This window comes from Secundilactobacillus muriivasis, assembly GCF_054785195.1.
Map to the genome: position 1 here is coordinate 32775 of NZ_BAABMI010000011.1, position 17908 is coordinate 50682.

The following is a 17908-nucleotide window of genomic DNA, read 5'->3' on the forward strand; positions in this document are numbered from 1 at the left end:
GAAGTTGTAGGAACTTGTCAACCACGCGCTTTCTGGCCACCACGCCGAATGGTGCTGCGCGAGACTGAGAGCTGCATGTAGGGGCACTTCGATAAAACCGCCAGGCCCGGGCGCTTTCACCGAAGTGCCCCTACACACCGCTCTCAACCCGTCTCGCTCCGCACACTATCGCTGGACACAAACGTCAGTCATTCACCGTAACTTGCTCAATCGCCCGAACATACTCCTGCAACAACGATTCATCCGTCCCGTTATCCCGCTCCGTCTCATAAGCCGCCTGTAAGAACTCAACCACAGCGGTATTACCAGGTTGACTTAACCGCCCTACCGCATACGCAGCAGTGGCACGAATCAATGGCCGTGGATCATTTTCGACGACTTCTAATAATTTCGGTAATGAGCTGGTGTCATTCAGATTGGCCAATGCAATGATAGCGTTGCGTTGGAGCGGCTTTTTACCCCGCCACGACCCAGCCATTGGACCAAAACTTTCCTTAAACTCCCGGTTTGTCTGCGTCAACATCGGGGTTAACTCCGGCCGAACCAGCTCAACGTCTGGTTCCATTCGCTCATGCAGATGATTATCCACGCCCCGGTTAAACGGGCACACGACCTGACAAATATCACAGCCGTAAATCACGTTACGAATCAGTGGCCGAAACTCATCCGGCATTTGCCCCTTGGTTTGCGTTTGGTACGACAAACAGCGTTGGCCGTTCAGCTGACCGTTGCCCATCAACGCCCGTGGCGGGCAGGCATCGATGCAGCGGGTGCAGTCACCACACTGGCAGGCCATCGGCTCATCCGGTTCCAATTCTAAATTCGTGACGATTTCGCCTAAGTACACAAATGAGCCAAATTCCGGCGTGATCAACAACCCGTTCTTACCAATAAAGCCGACCCCTGCCCGTTGTGCCACTGCAACGTCGATCAACTCGCCAGTGTCCACCATTGGTTTGAACCGAACGTCGCTGTCCGCTGGTAGTAACGCCTTGATGGCTTCAATCAACGCTTCTAGGTGGTCGTCCAAAATGAAGTGGTAGTCCTCACCCCACGACGCCCGCGCAAACTGACCCCGCTTCAATCCAGTTCGCGGTGGTTGCTTTTTCAACCGCGCCGGATACGCCAACGCAATTGAAATTAACGTTTTGGGATCATCGAAAATCAAATCTGGGTTTAACCGCTCATCGAGATTCTGATGTTCAAAACCGGTGGTGTGCCCATCGGCTTTTTGTTTGACCAATCCAGCTCTTAAATGCTCAAAATTGGCCGCTGTCGTAAAGCCGATTTTATCGATACCGACTTGTTGACTAGCGGCGATGATTTGCTGTTTCAGCGTTGTATTTGGCATCACACGTGCCTCCTTAATGACTTGTCTGTTGGAGTTGCTTGTTAAAGTTAATCAATGCGGGGTTGGTGTTCAGTTCGTTGACCACCACGCAAATTTGGTACCGGTGACTAGTGTTTTTAATTTTACGGTACACGATATTCGGATTGCTGGGGTAGCTAAAGCCCTCCGGCACAAAGGTGATGCAGTTGTTCAACGAAACGTTGAGCAACAATTCCTCTAATCGGTCAAAGCGCTTCGTTTTCTCAATCGCATACCCGTCTCGATGGGCGTTAGGAATCATCCCGTTTGGCGCGGGCGTTGCGCCGTCAAAGTTGTAAAAGCCAATTGTTTCGGTAGCTAACTCCTGACCATCCAGTACTTGCTTTTGCGCTAACGGGTGATTACGACTGATGCCGATCATCATCTCACCCTCACGCACCACCGTCTGCTTGATAAAGGCCTCCGATAACAAATGTCCGATACCGTAATCGACCGCGATCACCACATCAACGGTCTGATTCAACAGCCCTTCGCGACTCTGTTGGTAGGTCTGCTGTACCGGAAAAAGGTTGGTCTGTGGGAACTGCTTTTGAAACGGACTCAGCAGTTCATCTGCTACAATCGACTCAAAACTAGTGGTAAAGCCGATGCGTAGGGTCGCCGATGTCGATTGACTCAGTTGCTTAGTTTGGTCGATAGCAATCGACAAATCACTGAGTAACGACTTGGCTTTATGGTAGAACAGTGTCCCCGCCGGCGTGAGTTTAATCTTGTTATGCTCAATGTTGAATAACTGAACATCCAGTTCCTTTTCCAGGGTGTGAATCTGCTTGCTAATGGCCGTTTGCGAAATGTAGTTTTTACTAGCAGCGGCTGAAAAGCTTTCTAATTCAGCACTATCAACGAAGTATTTTAATTTATCCGTGTTCATCAACCCACCCCCAACTAAAAGTTAGACCCTCAACCAAAGCGATAGTGTCCGCCGTTAATTAACGATGCTATGCTTAATTTGAAATTAGTTGAGCAAACTTTCTAGATTATTATTAATCCTATTTTACTACAAACACTTGTCAGAAAAGGAGATTGTCATGAGCAATACTTTTAAACCAGGTACCTACACCGTTAACGCCAAGGGGCACAACGGCACCTTCCCCATGAGCGTTACTTTCTCTGAAGACCGAATCGAAAACATTGATATTCAAGCTAAGAGCGAAACGAAGGGGATCAGTGATGTCGTTTACGAACGACTACCACACCAAGTGATTGCCGGCCAAACCTTGAACGTTGACGCCGTGACCGGAGCTTCCGATACCAGTCACGGAATCATCGACGGGGTCGCCCAAGCCGCCGCCTTAGCCGGTGCTGACCCAGCCGAATTAAAGGCCCGTGATAAATACGTGGCGCCTGCGAACACCGAAGACAAGACCTTCAGCACCGACCTCGTTGTCGTCGGTGGGGGTGGCGCCGGTCTCTCAGCAGCCGCAACCGCCTTAGATCAAGGTCAACAAGTCGTCCTCGTTGAAAAAGCCCCCGCACTTGGTGGTAACACTGTCCGAGCAGGTGGTCCCATGAACGCCGCTGACCCCGACTGGCAAAAGCAATTCGCAGCCCTTCCCGGCGAGGACCAAACGTTGACCGACATCCTCAACATACCAATTGATGATATTGACGCTGAATTCCAACCTGACTTTAAAGTGCTCCAATCTCAAATCAAAGCTTACTTAGCAGAAGTCGCTAACGGCACCCCAGCCTACCTGTTTGATTCCGTTGAGCTGCACCGAATCATGACCTACTTAGGCGGGACCCGGACCGACCGTAACGGCTACCGAATTCACGGTAAATACGATTTGGTCAAAACGTTGACCGATAACGTGCTGGCTTCTCAAAGATGGTTAGCCAAAATTGGCGTGGCCTTTGATAACACCCAAGTCACGATGCCCGTTGGTGCGCTCTGGCGCCGGGGTCACAAACCAGTTGAAGAAGCTGGTTTCGCCTACATCTCCGTCTTGGGTGATTACGTGAAGGCTCACGGCGGCAAAATTTTCACCGACAGTCCCGTCACTGCCCTGCAACATGCTGACGGCCGTGTAACCGGCGTTATTGTCACAAAGGCAAATGGCCAAACAATCACCATTAATGCCAAAGCCGTTATCTTGGCTTCCGGTGGCTTCGGTGCCAACACCAAGATGGTGCAACAGTACAACACCTACTGGTCAAGCGTTGCTGATAATATCGCCACCACCAACACACCAACCGAAACCGGCGACGGGATTCGCTTAGGCCAAAGCGTTGGCGCTGACTTAACCGGCATGGGCTTTATCCAAATGATGCCAGTCGCTGACCCAGAAACCGGCGAACTCTTCTCCGGCATCCAATGCCCGCCAGCTAACTTTGTGATGGTCAACCAACAGGGTAAGCGATTCGTTAACGAGTACGCTGAACGGGACGTCTTAGCCCAAGCGGCATTTGATAACGGTGGGCTGTTCTACTTGATTGCAGATGCTAAAATCAAGGACACGGCTTACAACACCAGTGATGCTCAGCTTGAACAACAGGTTAAAGATGGTCGCTTGTTTAAGGCTGACACCTTAGCCGAACTGGCTGACCAAATTCACGTTGATGCGGCCACGCTAGAAACCACCATCGCTAACTACAACCGTTACGTTGACGCCGGTGAAGATCCTGAATTCGGCAAGAACGTCTTTGACTTGAAGGTTGAAGTTGGACCGTTCTACGCCACGCCACGGATGCCATCCATTCACCATACCATGGGTGGGTTGACGATTGATGCCAAGGCTCACGTACTGGATGAAACTGGCACTGCGATCAGTGGCCTTTACGCTGCTGGCGAAGTTGCCGGTGGCCTGCATGCCGGTAACCGATTAGGTGGTAACTCCCTTGCGGACATCTTTACCTTTGGCCCAATTGCGGCGAAAACTGCCGTGGCTGAATTACCAGCCGACGTTGTGACGGGTGCCTCGCAACATTAATGAATCGTTATTAACAATAATCTGTCTACACTAAAAACGGAACACCTAACTGACTTAACATCAGTAGGTGTCCCGTTTTTAGTCTTATTCCGCCGTCAAATAATCTAACAGTTGAAACATCACCTGCCGATTTTCTGCCGGCACTGGTGCAGCTAAAATATCAACGGGCGTCTGGTGCAACGCGGAATCCGCCGCATACTGGCCGTCATTGACCACAATTTCTCGCACGTCATCCGCTTCAGGTTCAAAGTGGAACTGCAGCCCGATTGCTTCATGGCCGAACACAAAGCCCTGATTACGGACTAAATCGCTACTAAATAATAGTTCTGCACCATCCGGAATGCCAAACATCTCTTGGTGCCAGTGTAGCGCCGTTAACTGCTCTGGGAGCTGTGGAATCACGTGACTTTGCAGGTAAACTGGTGCCCAGCCCACTTCCTTTGCGGGCGCTGCAGTCACTGGTGCGCCTAAAACTTTCGCAATTTGCTGAGCGCCATAACAAGCCCCAAACATCGGGACGTTACGATCTAGCAACTGCCGAATCAACTGCCGTTCCTGTTTGATCCACGGTAAGTCATCGTTAGGGCTCATCGGCCCACCCAAGATGATCAGTAAGTCAGTTTCAGCCGCACTAGGGAGTACTCCGTTAAACTGGTATGGATGGTACACATACATCTGATGACCATGCGCTTGTGACCAAGCTTTGATGGCCCCCGGTCCTTCATTTGGCGTATGTTGTAGCACGTTGATTCTCATCGTCTTGCCCCGCTTTCGTTTCAATTATGATGCCTTATTTTAGGCCTGACGATCCCTAAAAGTCAAAGTTAGGCGTCGAATGAGTTGAGCTCAAAACCGGTCTTCGAGTATGATGGAAGTAACCTATCTAAAGGACTGATTTTAGTGAAAATTCTACTGATTAACGGTTATACACCCCATCCAGACGCCCGTGGTAAATTAACGCAGGCGCTGGTTGATCTCAGTGCCACAACGCTGAGTCCGCAGCACCAAGTTAAACAATCGAACGTGCTCGATTACGATTTAATCGAGGAATACCATAAGTTTCAGTGGGCGGACATGGTTTTACTGTACTTTCCACTCTACTGGTATGCCGTGCCGTGGGGGCTCAAACGCTACCTCGATGACGTTTTCGAAAAACACCGGTTCTACGATGCTGATGCACAGGGCCGTCCGGTACCACTGATGACCGGTAAATCCTTCGGCTACGTGACCACGTTGGCGGCGGTTGAAGATACTTACCGTCCCGGGAATCCGCTGACGCAAGGACTGACAGTTGACGATTTACTCCAGCCATTAACAGTCACTTTCCGTTATGTCGGCATTGAACAACAGCCACGGTTTCAAAACTGCGTATTTTATGATGTGTATGATCCGAAACAAGTCGTGGCAGCTAAAGAAACGTTGACGATGCAGTTATCATCGCTATAACCCTTACGTTTGTGTCCAGCGATAGAGTGCGATGTTTGTGAAATTTAGCTTCGTTGGTGTGTTAATCATGGGTGATATTGTGGGCACAACCGGTCGGTCAGAAAATTTGGGCTGGAACGCCGTGGGCACGATTCTGAGCCGGAAAACACGTCTCAGAATTCGGCCTTTCACTAAGCTGGAAGTTCACCAGCTAAGTGAAATTTCACGGCTGAGCCCAATTTTCTGACCGACCTCTTGTTTGCGAGCTTTCGGCATCGATTACCGCACTCCCGAAAATTTATCATGAAGGGCTAAACCGTCGTACGATGACAATCGAGAACATCTCAGTAAACATTAAACGATAACGTTACAGCATTACGTCACAGTCCGTTCAAGTGCATTAAGTCAACGTTCAGAATAGATCGACATCTTGTCCGTCACGATGACGAAACATCGACTGTTGATCAACTTTAGCGTTTGTCGACTCAACGTCAGTCATTGTAATACTGTCGTAAGTCGTTCAGTTAAGCACTTGAGATGCTCTACAACAGTGGCGAATTGCGCCGATGTAAGATTTCGGTAAGCAGCTAGGTGGATGCTGTGTCGCGATAATTGGTGGTTGTTGATGATCTTCCAACAACCGCCAATTATCGGGGACGAATTCAAGACTCGCACGGGTTTTGGCGAGGCTTGAATTCGAGGACTGAGACCGCCCTTCGGCTCAGGCCGGCCCCACAGCAGGAACCTAGCTGCTTACCGGAATCGACAGTTCAAGCAAATCATCGCATTTCACAAACTGACAACAACGATGCTTACGCTGAACACAAACGTAAACAAAAAGGACGTCAACCAGTCGCACAACTGATTGACGCCCTTTTACTTTCAGTAAGATAAACCGCGTTCATCTTACCCTGCCCATTTAAGGCGACCGTTGATCTGTTTTAAAAACATTCATTGATCGGCTTGAGACCTACTTCGGCTCCTCCAGGTCAGCTAGTGAACCACAAAAACCGCCACGGATGGTGACCGGTCGTTTCAAGCCAACTGACGTTTAGCTAAAGCCAATTTCCCCAAACTGACTCGTGTTGCTAACTTAGTTGCATCAATCGTGACTTTCCCCATCACAATTGCGCACCGCTCTTCAACATTAATGATTCCTCCAAGGCCTACCATGTATGCGTTGAGCACAATTGAATCGCTCATAATCGTTACATGTTAGAACAATTGTCATAATTATGCTCCGCCCTATATAGTATCATAATCATTTAGAAAAATCAGGCGAAAGTCGAATTTTTTATAATAGTTGCAGTTGAAGGCGTTATTATCTCACTTGTCACACTCCGAAAACGCTATCATTTCGGGGATTGCATCGATTCTCTTTGCGAATTAGAGTTCAGTGAGCACCCTCACAGCAGTCACAATCTACGGACTAATGTGATGCAACTGATCACAAGCCATAAAAAAAGAACCCCAACCCTGCTTCCCTAGCAGCATTGAGATTCTACTTATCCCTTGGGGCAAACGGTTGTCCCTTAACCTTCGACAGCTTCTTGGCGCTTCACGTGATACATCTGTTCTGCCATCTGACGAGCTTCGCAAGCCTCGTTACGGGTGTCAAAACTCTTCAGTAACACGTAGCGGCCATTTACCATCAACCGTGCAAGCCACTTATTGGTTGCCTTATCATAAGACACCCCAATCATGCCGGACTTGTTGCGGTGTGACATCCGAATGGACGCTAGTGAAATACCGTCAACGGTCTTCAGCGAACTTGCATCACCGATTTGCGCGATGAATTGATCATTTTGCCGTGAGCTCCGGCGACTGGTTTCCCGTCGTAAGCACCCACAACTCCGAGTTGCACCTGAACGCAATCGGGCACCATCGACGTTAACGATGTTGCCACAATCACACTGGCACCGCCACATGAGATCGCCGTTTCGCTCATCTCGACCACTCACGGACAGTGCAACTAACCGACCAAAACGCTGGTTTGTAATATCTTTCTTACTAGCCATAACATTCCCCCCAATATTCCTCCAAAAAATTGGTGTATTCTGGCGAGAACAATCAAGCGGGTAATCGTAACACTGACTTAGCAACGACTTAATTGCACAAAGCGATCCCCGTTCGTTGCGGTTTCAGTGATCACTATCCCCCGATCGATCACCCTCTCAACACCAGCAAGCTATGACGTCGACTTCCCCAAAGGAATGTGAAATTACCAGTTCTATACCTAGTCACTGATGTTCCACTGTCCAAATTCGAACAGTCATACTACTAGTGTTGTACCTAATCATAACATAAAACGTCTAAAAAACGGCGAAATTTTGAAGATTTCATGAACATTGTTACATTGCTGTAACTTTTGTTGCAGATAGTCATAATCCCGTCATTTTTCTGACACATTTTTATGCTACCTGATTAACTACGCACCACTAATGGCCTAGTCATTTTATTTATTTCAATTAAGCCTTACGGAACTATACAGTGTGCTGTATAGTTGATTAGCGAGGTGAAAAAAATGAACCAAGATGACATGATTACGCGTCAGTTAATTCAGTTAGCACGCCGAATTAAGCAACGCCGTAATTTACACATTCAAGATTTGAACTTAACGACCAGCCAAGGCGATGCATTGCGGTATTTTTATGAGCACCCGCATCAGACCATTGCCGCGTTTAAGGCCTATCAAGATATTACCCATCAAACTGCGCGGGTGATTGTCCAACATATGGTGCGTTTGGGTGTGCTGACTTTAACCCCTAACCCTAATGATGGTCGGTCAAAACTAGTTGGCGTGACCCCACTTGGCAAGCGTAAATACAATCAGTTAGATCAACACGGGTGGCAAACGAGCGCCGAACTATTTGCCGGCTTTACACCAGAAGAGCAACAACAATTTTTAGCATTAGCGCGCCGTGCCAATGCCAACTTGGAAAGGAAATGACAGCTTGCAACAACGTTTATATACGAAAGATGTCACTTTAGTTTTAGTGGCCAGTTTCTTCTATTTAATGAGTCCAATGCTTATTAATCCGGTGATTGCCGGCTTTTCAACCAATATCGGTGCCAGCAGCATCTTGGCAGGCGTTATCGCCGGGGCAATGAATTTAACTGCTCTGGTGCTGCGACCACTGGCTGGCAATTTAACCGATCACGTTTCAAAATACACCATTACCTTTATTGGTGGCGGCTTTATTTTAGTGGCCAGCTTAGGTTACGCATTCACGACTAACGTGCTGTTGGTCTTGCTCCTTCGAATTATCAACGGTATCGGCTACACCCTGTGTTCCGTCTGCATGGCTACCTGGATGGCAGCCTTACTCCCTGCTGATCGAATCGGTTCTGGGATGGGCATCTACGGACTAGCCAGTGCCTTGGGAATGGCAGTTGGCCCAGCCGTCAGTGTTTATTTATACCAACACTACAGTTACCGAAGCGTCTTTTTGGTGGCAGCTGCGTTTAGTATTTTGCTACTGATCGTCATTCAGTTTGTCGGCAATCATGGTATTCCAAAACCAACCCCGTCAGCAACGACCGCCAGCGCCAAAAGAGTTCGCTTAGTGCAACCCAAAGTGGTGCCCTTGGCCGTTATTTTGCTGCTGATTTCCTTACCCTATTTTGCCACCGAAACTTATATCGTGAGTTACATTGCCCATCGGCATTTTTCGGTGTCAGCCGGCGCTTTCTTTCCAACTTACGCTGTTATTTTATTGATCATGCGAATCGTTCTGCGAGATGCGTTTGATCACGTACCGTTTAAAAAATTCTTTTGGCTATGCTTAGGATTTAATCTACTCGGCATCATTGGCTTAACTGATTTAAGTAACTGGTTAATGCTGATTTTGGGTGCATTCGGCTTCGCTGCCGGATACGGCCTGATGTTTTCCATTTGCCAAGCCAAAGCGTTGACGCTGGTCCCAGAATCCGATCATGGCTTGGCCAACAGCACCTTCTACATTGGCGTTGACCTTGGCATGTCCGGTGGCCCAATCATAGCGGGCCTGATTACCGCTTTCTTACCATGGGCGTGGCTCTACCCTGTCATGGCGTTGTCGTTGCCAATAACGGTTGTCGTCTACTTAGCTAATCGCAAGTTATTAGCTTAATTGAAAAAATGCTTGTCCAGCAACGCTAATGTCGCTGAACAAGCATTTTTTATTCAATAAGTGTGTGATCGCCTAATTAAGCCGTTGTTTTTGCCATCCGAACCGCCACCCCAATCAAACCAAGGGCCAGCAAGCTCAACACCAGACCACCAACCGGCGTCATTGCTAAGCCGAACTGGCTCACAATTTGACCACCGGTAAATGACCCTAGCATAACGCCGACGTTAAACGCTGAAATGTTCAGTGACGACGCCAACTGAACGTCCGCCGGTAACTTGGTTTCAGCAATTTGCATCGTGTAAAGTTGCAGCCCTGGCACGTTCATGAAAGCCAAGAGGCCCATAGCAAGGATGAAGAGCAGACCGAAGTATTTAGCACCCATCCCTACCAGCAAGAACGCCATCACAACCGCCAAAGCCGTAAACATCCAAGCTAGTGCGCGTAACGGCTTCACGTTCGCAAACCGGCCACCGGAGACGTTGCCAATCGCAACCATTACCCCGTAGACGATTAACAGCAGGACGACTGCTGTAGTTGACCAACCGTCATCCGCTAAAATGGTCGTTAAATAAGTGTAAACTGGGAAACTCGCCCCGTAACCGATTGCCGTTACGATCAATCCCAACAGCAATTCCTTTTGCTTTAAAATGCGCCAGAAGCCACCACGTTGACCCATTGCTGGCTTTGGTAACTTAGCTGGCACTAAGATTTGACTGGCAATTAACGCCACGAAGCCGATTGCGGCAATCACTGTAAAGGACATCCGCCAACTCGCGTGTTGGCCAATAAACGTGCCCAGCGGTACCCCGGTCACCGTGGCCACCGTCAACCCCGTAAACATGGTTGCGATTGCTGAAGCCCGCCGGTTAGCTGGGACCACGCTTGCAGCAATCACCGTGGCTACTGACATAAACAGGCCGTGCGCTAACGCTGCAATCACCCGTCCAATTAATAGTAACGTAAAGCTCGGTGCCATTGCCGTGATCAAGTTACCTATGATAAAGGTGACCATCACCGCTAACAGGAGTGTCTTACGTTCAAACCGGCCAGTCAGACTGGTTAAAACCGGTGCCCCCACCGTCACGCCGGCCGCGTAGATTGAGACCGTTAGACCCGCGGTACTCAAACTAATCCCAAAGGTCTTGATAATTAAGGGCATCACCCCAACACTAATAAATTCCGTTGAGCCAATCGCAAAGGCACTCAGTGCGAGCGCAAGGAGCGTCCAGGTTGCCGTTGCACTTTGGCGTTGTTCATTTAACATATTTTGTTACCTCCCATGATTTCAATTCTGCAGATTGTTCAGTTAACGTTGTTTCTAGCACAAGAAACCATTATACTGATACCAGCGAACGAAACAATTACGCACTATAAAGTGCGATACGCACCTTTTAGTGCCTATGGAGGTCATCATGAGTAAAACCTACAACATTGGCGTTGAAGCCACGATGGAAATTATCGGTGGTAAGTGGAAAGCCATCATTCTCTGTCATCTACGTCACGCAACCATGCGAACCAGTGAATTGAGACGGGCCATTCCCCAAATCACCCAGAAGATGCTGACACAGCAACTTCGTGAATTAGAAGCTGACGGCATCGTCAGTCGCCACGTGTACGAACAAGTGCCCCCCAAGGTTGAATATGCCTTGACCGAGCGCGGTGAAAGTCTCAACAAAATTCTGAACCAACTCTGCAAGTGGGGTGAATGCAACATTGACGCTCGCCGCGCGGAAGGTGAAGAGATCACGTTAATTCACCGAGACGACGTGACCCTTGAGCCAGGAACTCAGGCCAGTTAACGTCATCATAAAAAGGACCATTCGTTACTCAAACTAATTAGCGTTGAGTAATGAATGGTCCCTTTTTCTTCAACATTAACGTTAGGCCTCATGTTGGCGCGCATAATCGGCAACATCTAAATAGACCCCGCTATCACCCAACGCCGCTGTTATCTGCATCAACCGCGGCAACATCAATTGCGCGCGTTGCACCAACGCTGCATCTTGGAATAGTGCCGTTGGCGTTCCGGTGAAAACCGCTTCACCCGCTCGCAAGACGGTCACTGAGTCGAAGCCAGCCGCAACTAGATCCATATCGTGGGTAATCACGATCACCTGCCAACCAGCTTCGGCTAACCGATGAAAAATCGCCATGACCCGTTGGCGACTTTGCCAATCCAGCGCCACCATCGGTTCGTCAAACAGATAAATCGCCGGGTCAATCGCTAAAACGGTGGCAATAACGAGTAATTTACGTTCTGACAAGGACAAATCATACGGGTTTTGTTCCCGCCGATCCTGTAACCCCACTTCCAGCAAGACTCGGTCAACGGTCGCTGTGATGGTCTCAGCGTCAGTTCCTAATTGTTTAAGCCCCCACGCCACTTCGCTTTCCACCGTGCTGTTAAATAACTGATCATCCGGATCCTGAAACGTGATGCCGATTTGGCGTAATCGCTGCGCTGGTGTCAGCTCAGTTAGTGAGTGCCCCGCTAGTTGAATTTGCCCCGTTTGAGGCGTTAAGAGGCCCGTTAATAATTTGATCAAGGTCGTCTTGCCTGCCCCATTTTGACCAACGATCGCCGTTAGTCCCGCATCCAGTGTGAGCTGATCGATGGTGAGGCCAAACGCTGTATTCGGATACTTAAACTTGAGTTGCTGCAACGTGATCATAGCGTGCCTCCTTCAATTCAGTCAGGGTCACCGGCCAAGATTGATCAGCCAACCGCCAGTTCATGGTCTGGGCTAACTGGGTGGTTACGGGAACTGGTAGGTGCCACTCAGGAACGAGTTGATTTATGACTTGTCGTGGCGTTCCACTGATCACTAGCTCGCCATCAGCAAGCCCCCACAATTGATCCGCAATTTCACAGAGATCGTCAATTTCATCGGAGACAATGAGAACCGTGGTGTCCGTCAATTGACGTAACCACTTAAAAAACACCGCCCGTCCTTGCGGATCCATCTGGCTGGTTGGGTCATCCATGACTAATACTTGTGGGTGGGTGATCAGGGCACAGCCAATTGCCAGTCGCTGCAGTTGACCGCCAGAAAGTTCGGTTGGGGCCTGTGAAAGTTGTGACGTTAACCCCAGTTGTTGCGCGATTTCGTGAACCCGGGTGACAATCATTGCTTCTGATTGCCCCTGATTGACTAAATCAAATGCCAGTTCATCCGCAACCGTCTCAGATAGCCCGCTCAGTTGACCCGCTGGATCTTGAAAGACAACGCCTAGGTGTTGCCGGTATGCGGCCCAGTCCGTTACCGGCTGATAGCTACCAAGTTGAACAGTTCCCGTAAGTTTACCATGCACGATATTGGGAATAATCCCCGCCAAAACTCGGCACAAGGTCGTTTTACCAGACCGACTGGCACCGATAACGCCAATTAGTTGTCCCACTTGAGCTGTTGCACTGGGAATCGTCAACTGTGGCGCCGATGTTCCCGGATACTGCACGACTACGTTCGTTAATGCCAGTTGTTGAGAATTAACCATCCGATTTTCCACCCCACAATTCCGATCATGACAAGACTTAAACCAATATGGCTCACGGCCGGATGCCAGTAATGACGCACCGCTGTTGCCCGTTGCCGGTGAGGTTGATCAAACCCACGAAGTTGTAAAACGATTGCCCGTTCCATCGATTGCGTCAACGTTTTAATGATCAATGGCACCAGTACGGGGACGATTGCACGTACCCGTTGGATCACTGTTTTTTGCGGGTTGATGCCTCGGACCCGCTGCGCCGTTTGAATCTGGCGCATATTACCCATGATTTGTGGCAAGACGTAGCACACCGACATGACCACGTAAACGATTCGGTGTGGGACCCCTACCTGTTCTAGGTAGTGCGTGTTCTCGGAAATCGTCGTTGTAAAGATAAAGAAGCTGGTGATCAGAATCACGACGAGCACCCGACACCCTAACGTTGTGGCGTACAGCACCCCTTCGCGGTAAATTGAAAGTCCACCGAGATTAAATAAAACTGTTTGATTACGACTATAAAATAACCCCTGAATCACAAACATCGTGACGATCAAAAAACTACTGAACCCAATCAACGATAATGCTTGTCGGCCAACTCGAGCGGTCAATAGTAGGATCAAAGCGACTACCAACAGTCCAGCCAATTCCGGCAACGCTGCTGTTAAAAAGCTCGCCAACGTGAAAACCGCTACCAATAAAAGCTTGGTAACGGGATCGATCACGTGGTACCACCGCTGTTGGGCCGTGGATTTCGCAAAATTCAGACTTAAATTATCCATTTATCCTCAGTCCTTAAAAAATTGCACCAATCGCTGCGGTAATTGCCGGTAAATCAAGAAGGCTAAGTAAGCCACCGCAACTTTATCGAGAATATCTAACACGAACTCATCCGTGAATGACGCCAACCAAACGGGCAAGTGGTTCGCCACCATACTGGCAAATAACGCATCGCCCCAGGCCACACCGGTTTGGCCACCCCAAAAGATGATGTTGAGCGGCGTTGAAATCACCGCTGAAACTAACGCAATAATAAGTGCTGAAACAAAAACCTTCTTCGCGGTGCTAAACCAACCCCGATGGAATAAAACACCGACTGCAATCCCAATTGCTAAACTGGTAATCGCATAAACCGTTGAAATTGGTGATAGCGTGAGACCGTAAATAATATTGTTGATAAAGCCACTAATCGCGCCCGCAATTGGACCGGCCAACATACTAGCTAGGAAGGTCCCCAACGATCCTAACCAGAGTGGTAATTTCAGTCCTTCGGCTAATGCCTTGGCCACATAATTGATACCAACCGCTGCTGGAATCAACACCATCACCGCCGTCGATAATTTGAATTTCCATAAACTCGTCTTGGTACTCTCTTGCATGATTCAATTCCCCATTCCCGCTTAAGTTGACTTGCAAGCACTACTTCGGATCACTGGCGCCGAGTCATCCACTGTCATTAGTAACCTGTCGAGTCATTAAAGTGTATTTTACTTTTATTATTTCAAAAGTCAAGACATGTCACTTAATATTTTAGATTCTAGTTATAAAAAAGGATTGTGTTATGTCTTTACACCCTTTGATAATTCATCAATCCCACGTGATACCCAATTCAAGGTCGCAACCCACACCATCCATGATATGATTAACCTATTAACGACATTCAAAACTGACCTTAAGATCAGAATTTAATTAAGTGAGGCACCACTTTGACTACATTTCGCTTTTTAGGCACCCTTTTTCGGGACTACCGCCGAGACTGGGTGGCGTATACCAGCCTGATTTTAGGCACGAATCTCACAATTGCTTGGATTGTAATCCCATTATTGACTTGGTTCACGGCTCAGGCCCTGGCACTGGGACACATCGACTACATTTCCTACACCAATGTGACGACCCTGTTCGCCCACCCGTTCGTGCTCATCGCGTTACTGCTTCTACTGTTGCTGACCCTTGCCCTCATTTACTGGCAATTTTCCATCTTGATGCGCGGTATTTACCAAATTCAGTCCCAACACCGGCTACAGGTGCTTGAACTGATCCAGCAAACGTTCTCCCAGCGACCAGAATTATCACTGTTCTCCTTCTGCTTCTTTCTGGGGTACTTTGTCCTGATTCTGCCATTCGCAGGACTGGGACTCAAAACGCCGTTGTTAGCTAAAGTCCAAATTCCTGACTTTATCGTCAGCTATCTGCAAGCCAATACCTGGATGGCACTGGGGCTCACCCTCTTCTACCTCGTGACCCTTTACCTCGGACTACGCCTGTTGTTCGTACTACCAAAGTTAGTGATTCAACGCCAACCCCTTCGTCAAGCCGTTGCCGCGAGTTGGCAACAAACCCGGTGGCACACACGGCACCACTTCTTCCAAATTTTGGCTTTGTCGATTGGCGTTTCCGTCACCGCTGGGGCAGGTTACCTCATCGTGATCATTGCCCAAACGGTTATTGATGCGATTAATCAGCCACTGGCGCTCACTGCAGCAATCGTTAACCTAATTTTGATTCAACTCATTTCGCAGTTCATCGTTTTGATGTCGATCTACGGTTTGATGCGAATCCTCTTGTTAGACGTTGTCATTCCAGATCGGGCTGTGTTTAGTCTGATGCACCACCGGCGTTTTCCGAAGTTTCTGACGGTCGGCGCCCTCCTCGTGATTGCGTTAAGCGTTGTGGGCTTCAACGTCATCTACCTGAACGGCCTCACCGTCACCAAGCCCCTGACGATTTCCCACCGGGGTGTTGATAGTGGCAATGGCGTGCAAAATACCATTCCGGCCCTCCGAAAAACGAGTCGTGAACATCCCGACCTCGTTGAAATGGACCTGCACGAAACAAAGGATCACCAGTTTGTGGTGATGCACGATGAAAATTTAAAGGCCCTAACCGGCGTTAATAAGGCGCCATACCAATTAACGCTGAAACAGCTAACCCGGCTGACGGCGCATGAAAATGGCTACCGGGCTAAGGTAGCGTCCTTCGATGCGTATTTAGCCGCCGCCAACCAGCTCCATCAGCGACTCCTAGTTGAAATTAAAACGACGAAGCACGACTCGTCCGACATGTTATCCCGCTTCATTACCCACTATGGCACGACGTTGCGTCAACACCACGATCAGGTCCATTCATTGGACTATAACGTTGTGACCGGGTTGAAAAAACAGGACCCGAAACAGTTTGTCAGCTTCATCTTACCGTATAACTTCTCGTTTCCGAAAACGGACGCCAACGCCTATACCATGGAAGCCACGACGTTAACGGACAGCTTCGTGGATGAGGCGCAAAGTCAGCATCAAAAGGTCTACGCTTGGACGGTCAACGACGATACAACGACTCAAAAAATGCTGTTCGAGGGCGTCGACGGCATCGTCACCGACCACCTGAAGCAATTGCAGGGCACCATCGCGGATAATGTGAGTCATCCGAACTATGCGACACGGTTGATGGATTATATTATTGATGCACCGACGACTAATTTGCCGTTGGATTAGAGTGCAAAAACAAGCGGTTAGGGCGTGGCGTATAAGGGCGTCTCAAGTGAAGCTACCGGTGTTTGGTAGGTTTACTTGAGACGCCCTTATACATAACGCCCTGCTTGTTTTTGCACGTTTCGGCGCGGTAGCCTAAATGCGCCCGAATAACCAATCCTACGCTTTAAACTAACCCCAAGAAATACCAGTCACCTAGCGCCGAAAATTGTCGCAGGACAGGCTAAATAACAGTGACAATGCACCGCTTATCAATCTAAAAAACAGCCTTCAACTCTCAATCTCGAGAATTTGAAGGCTGCTTTTTGACTGCTGTGTGAATTGCGGTAGCGTTTTGGTGGTTAGTTGTTACCGAGCGCTATTGGTGCTGTGCATTTCGACTACCAACCGGTTCTGGCGACGTGCTTTCCTACGACATTGTTTTCGGCGCCAATTGAACTGTTCGTTCCGCTTTTTGGCTTTATCCTAAGTTTGGTTATTTTAGTGGTTTTAGGCCACCGCGCCGAAACGCGTTCCACAAGGCAGAGAGCTATGTATAAGGCGACTAAGGCGAAAGCCCAAGCCCGGGGCTTTCACCTTAGTCACCTTATACGCCGCTCTCTAACCGCCTTGTTCCACGCTCTATTGGGCCAACACCCCATGCACCACCATCACTTCGCCATCTTCATCCGGCGCTTCAAGCCAGTGAAACTCACCGGGTGCCATGACAACTGCTTTTCCTGGTACGATCGTGGTCACGTCGTCATCCGTATGGAATTCAACGGCGCCCTTGATGCCGACCACCGTTACCGTCATTAATGACCGGTGGCGCTTAATGTCCGTTCCCTTGGGAATCACCAACCGCACAATACTCAAATGGCGTTCTGATAATAACCGATCTGGTCCCTGTTTCACTTCTGGATTTGCTGAAAGTACTCTCATCTCAAAATCCTCCTGTTGTATGTAGATCATCACTTGTTATTCTAAAACTATATCATCAGTGATTAATTTTGATTATAGTCGCTTGCGGGCTAATTTCAACCGGCTTTTTTCGGTCCGCACCCGTTTGCAGTATAATAAAGGTAACTGCGCACCAACAAGTAT

General features: G+C 48.8%; 15 protein-coding genes and 1 pseudogene. 6 read left to right on the forward strand and 10 right to left on the reverse strand.

Features of this window, described 5'->3' with window-relative positions:
• Nucleotides 1-184: 184 nt before the first annotated feature.
• The gene (queG, locus tag ACYVR3_RS03020) at nucleotides 185-1351 is read right to left on the reverse strand and encodes a tRNA epoxyqueuosine(34) reductase QueG (protein WP_461243064.1); all 1167 of its coding nucleotides are present in this window, start codon (nucleotides 1349-1351) and stop codon (nucleotides 185-187) included.
• Between the two features lie 13 nt (nucleotides 1352-1364).
• The gene (locus ACYVR3_RS03025) at nucleotides 1365-2261 is read right to left on the reverse strand and encodes a LysR family transcriptional regulator (protein ID WP_461243065.1); all 897 of its coding nucleotides are present in this window, start codon (nucleotides 2259-2261) and stop codon (nucleotides 1365-1367) included.
• Nucleotides 2262-2430: 169 nt separating this feature from the next.
• On the opposite strand from ACYVR3_RS03025, the pseudogene ACYVR3_RS03030 reads away from it, so the two are divergent.
• Nucleotides 2431-4320, forward strand: a pseudogene (locus ACYVR3_RS03030) (flavocytochrome c); the annotation flags it as partial.
• Between the two features lie 84 nt (nucleotides 4321-4404).
• Here ACYVR3_RS03030 and ACYVR3_RS03035 read toward each other — a convergent pair.
• Nucleotides 4405-5076, reverse strand: coding sequence for a type 1 glutamine amidotransferase (locus ACYVR3_RS03035; protein WP_461243109.1), 672 nt, complete (start codon nucleotides 5074-5076; stop codon nucleotides 4405-4407).
• A 144-nt stretch (nucleotides 5077-5220) separates the two neighbouring features.
• Here ACYVR3_RS03035 and ACYVR3_RS03040 point away from each other — a divergent pair, with 144 nt between their 5' ends.
• Entirely contained in the window at nucleotides 5221-5766 is a 546-nt protein-coding gene (locus ACYVR3_RS03040) for an NAD(P)H-dependent oxidoreductase (RefSeq protein ID WP_461243066.1), read from the forward strand.
• 1511 nt (nucleotides 5767-7277) lie between these two features.
• On the opposite strand, the gene ACYVR3_RS03045 is transcribed toward ACYVR3_RS03040, so the two are convergent.
• Entirely contained in the window at nucleotides 7278-7763 is a 486-nt protein-coding gene (locus ACYVR3_RS03045) for an AP2 domain-containing protein (protein WP_054735955.1), read from the reverse strand.
• Nucleotides 7764-8269: 506 nt separating this feature from the next.
• Between ACYVR3_RS03045 and ACYVR3_RS03050 the strand changes: the two genes are divergently transcribed.
• Complete coding sequence (locus ACYVR3_RS03050; protein WP_461243067.1) at nucleotides 8270-8695, forward strand: MarR family winged helix-turn-helix transcriptional regulator; 426 nt, start codon at nucleotides 8270-8272, stop codon at nucleotides 8693-8695.
• A 4-nt stretch (nucleotides 8696-8699) separates the two neighbouring features.
• Complete coding sequence (locus ACYVR3_RS03055; protein WP_461243068.1) at nucleotides 8700-9857, forward strand: MFS transporter; 1158 nt, start codon at nucleotides 8700-8702, stop codon at nucleotides 9855-9857.
• A 76-nt stretch (nucleotides 9858-9933) separates the two neighbouring features.
• On the opposite strand, the gene ACYVR3_RS03060 is transcribed toward ACYVR3_RS03055, so the two are convergent.
• On the reverse strand, nucleotides 9934-11121 hold the full coding sequence (locus tag ACYVR3_RS03060) for an MFS transporter (RefSeq protein WP_461243069.1): 1188 nt from the start codon (nucleotides 11119-11121) through the stop codon (nucleotides 9934-9936).
• A gap of 148 nt (nucleotides 11122-11269) precedes the next feature.
• Between ACYVR3_RS03060 and ACYVR3_RS03065 the strand changes: the two genes are divergently transcribed.
• Complete coding sequence (locus ACYVR3_RS03065; protein WP_461243070.1) at nucleotides 11270-11656, forward strand: winged helix-turn-helix transcriptional regulator; 387 nt, start codon at nucleotides 11270-11272, stop codon at nucleotides 11654-11656.
• Nucleotides 11657-11737: 81 nt separating this feature from the next.
• On the opposite strand, the gene ACYVR3_RS03070 is transcribed toward ACYVR3_RS03065, so the two are convergent.
• Genes ACYVR3_RS03070 through ACYVR3_RS03085 form a run of 4 tightly spaced genes read right to left on the reverse strand, consistent with a single transcriptional unit; the run spans nucleotide 11738 to nucleotide 14719 of the window.
• On the reverse strand, nucleotides 11738-12529 hold the full coding sequence (locus ACYVR3_RS03070; protein WP_461243071.1) for an energy-coupling factor ABC transporter ATP-binding protein: 792 nt from the start codon (nucleotides 12527-12529) through the stop codon (nucleotides 11738-11740).
• A complete protein-coding gene (locus ACYVR3_RS03075; RefSeq protein WP_461243072.1) occupies nucleotides 12501-13352 on the reverse strand; it encodes an ABC transporter ATP-binding protein in 852 nt (283 codons plus the stop codon). The genes ACYVR3_RS03070 and ACYVR3_RS03075 overlap by 29 nt, the downstream gene beginning before the upstream one ends.
• Nucleotides 13325-14122: an energy-coupling factor transporter transmembrane component T gene (locus ACYVR3_RS03080; protein WP_461243073.1), complete on the reverse strand. Its 798-nt coding sequence runs from the start codon at nucleotides 14120-14122 to the stop codon at nucleotides 13325-13327. Before ACYVR3_RS03080 ends, ACYVR3_RS03075 begins: the two co-directional genes overlap by 28 nt.
• Nucleotides 14123-14128: 6 nt before the next feature.
• Entirely contained in the window at nucleotides 14129-14719 is a 591-nt protein-coding gene (locus ACYVR3_RS03085) for a hypothetical protein (RefSeq protein WP_054735936.1), read from the reverse strand.
• Between the two features lie 327 nt (nucleotides 14720-15046).
• On the opposite strand from ACYVR3_RS03085, the gene ACYVR3_RS03090 reads away from it, so the two are divergent.
• Nucleotides 15047-16828: a glycerophosphoryl diester phosphodiesterase membrane domain-containing protein gene (locus ACYVR3_RS03090; protein WP_461243074.1), complete on the forward strand. Its 1782-nt coding sequence runs from the start codon at nucleotides 15047-15049 to the stop codon at nucleotides 16826-16828.
• Nucleotides 16829-17446: 618 nt separating this feature from the next.
• On the opposite strand, the gene ACYVR3_RS03095 is transcribed toward ACYVR3_RS03090, so the two are convergent.
• Nucleotides 17447-17746, reverse strand: a complete 300-nt coding sequence (locus ACYVR3_RS03095; protein WP_461243075.1) for a cupin domain-containing protein — start codon at nucleotides 17744-17746, stop codon at nucleotides 17447-17449.
• Nucleotides 17747-17908: the final 162 nt, after the last annotated feature.

Bases quoted from the DNA above. Each gene is read 5' to 3' on its own strand.
- queG (WP_461243064.1), bottom strand. From the start codon at position 1,351: ATGCCAAATACAACGCTGAAACAGCAAATCATCGCCGCTAGTCAACAA.
- ACYVR3_RS03025 (WP_461243065.1), bottom strand. From the start codon at position 2,261: ATGAACACGGATAAATTAAAATACTTCGTTGATAGTGCTGAATTAGAA.
- ACYVR3_RS03035 (WP_461243109.1), bottom strand. From the start codon at position 5,076: ATGAGAATCAACGTGCTACAACATACGCCAAATGAAGGACCGGGGGCC.
- ACYVR3_RS03045 (WP_054735955.1), bottom strand. From the start codon at position 7,763: ATGGCTAGTAAGAAAGATATTACAAACCAGCGTTTTGGTCGGTTAGTT.
- ACYVR3_RS03050 (WP_461243067.1), top strand. From the start codon at position 8,270: ATGAACCAAGATGACATGATTACGCGTCAGTTAATTCAGTTAGCACGC.
- ACYVR3_RS03060 (WP_461243069.1), bottom strand. From the start codon at position 11,121: ATGTTAAATGAACAACGCCAAAGTGCAACGGCAACCTGGACGCTCCTT.
- ACYVR3_RS03065 (WP_461243070.1), top strand. From the start codon at position 11,270: ATGAGTAAAACCTACAACATTGGCGTTGAAGCCACGATGGAAATTATC.
- ACYVR3_RS03070 (WP_461243071.1), bottom strand. From the start codon at position 12,529: ATGATCACGTTGCAGCAACTCAAGTTTAAGTATCCGAATACAGCGTTT.
- ACYVR3_RS03075 (WP_461243072.1), bottom strand. From the start codon at position 13,352: ATGGTTAATTCTCAACAACTGGCATTAACGAACGTAGTCGTGCAGTAT.
- ACYVR3_RS03080 (WP_461243073.1), bottom strand. From the start codon at position 14,122: ATGGATAATTTAAGTCTGAATTTTGCGAAATCCACGGCCCAACAGCGG.
- ACYVR3_RS03085 (WP_054735936.1), bottom strand. From the start codon at position 14,719: ATGCAAGAGAGTACCAAGACGAGTTTATGGAAATTCAAATTATCGACG.
- ACYVR3_RS03095 (WP_461243075.1), bottom strand. From the start codon at position 17,746: ATGAGAGTACTTTCAGCAAATCCAGAAGTGAAACAGGGACCAGATCGG.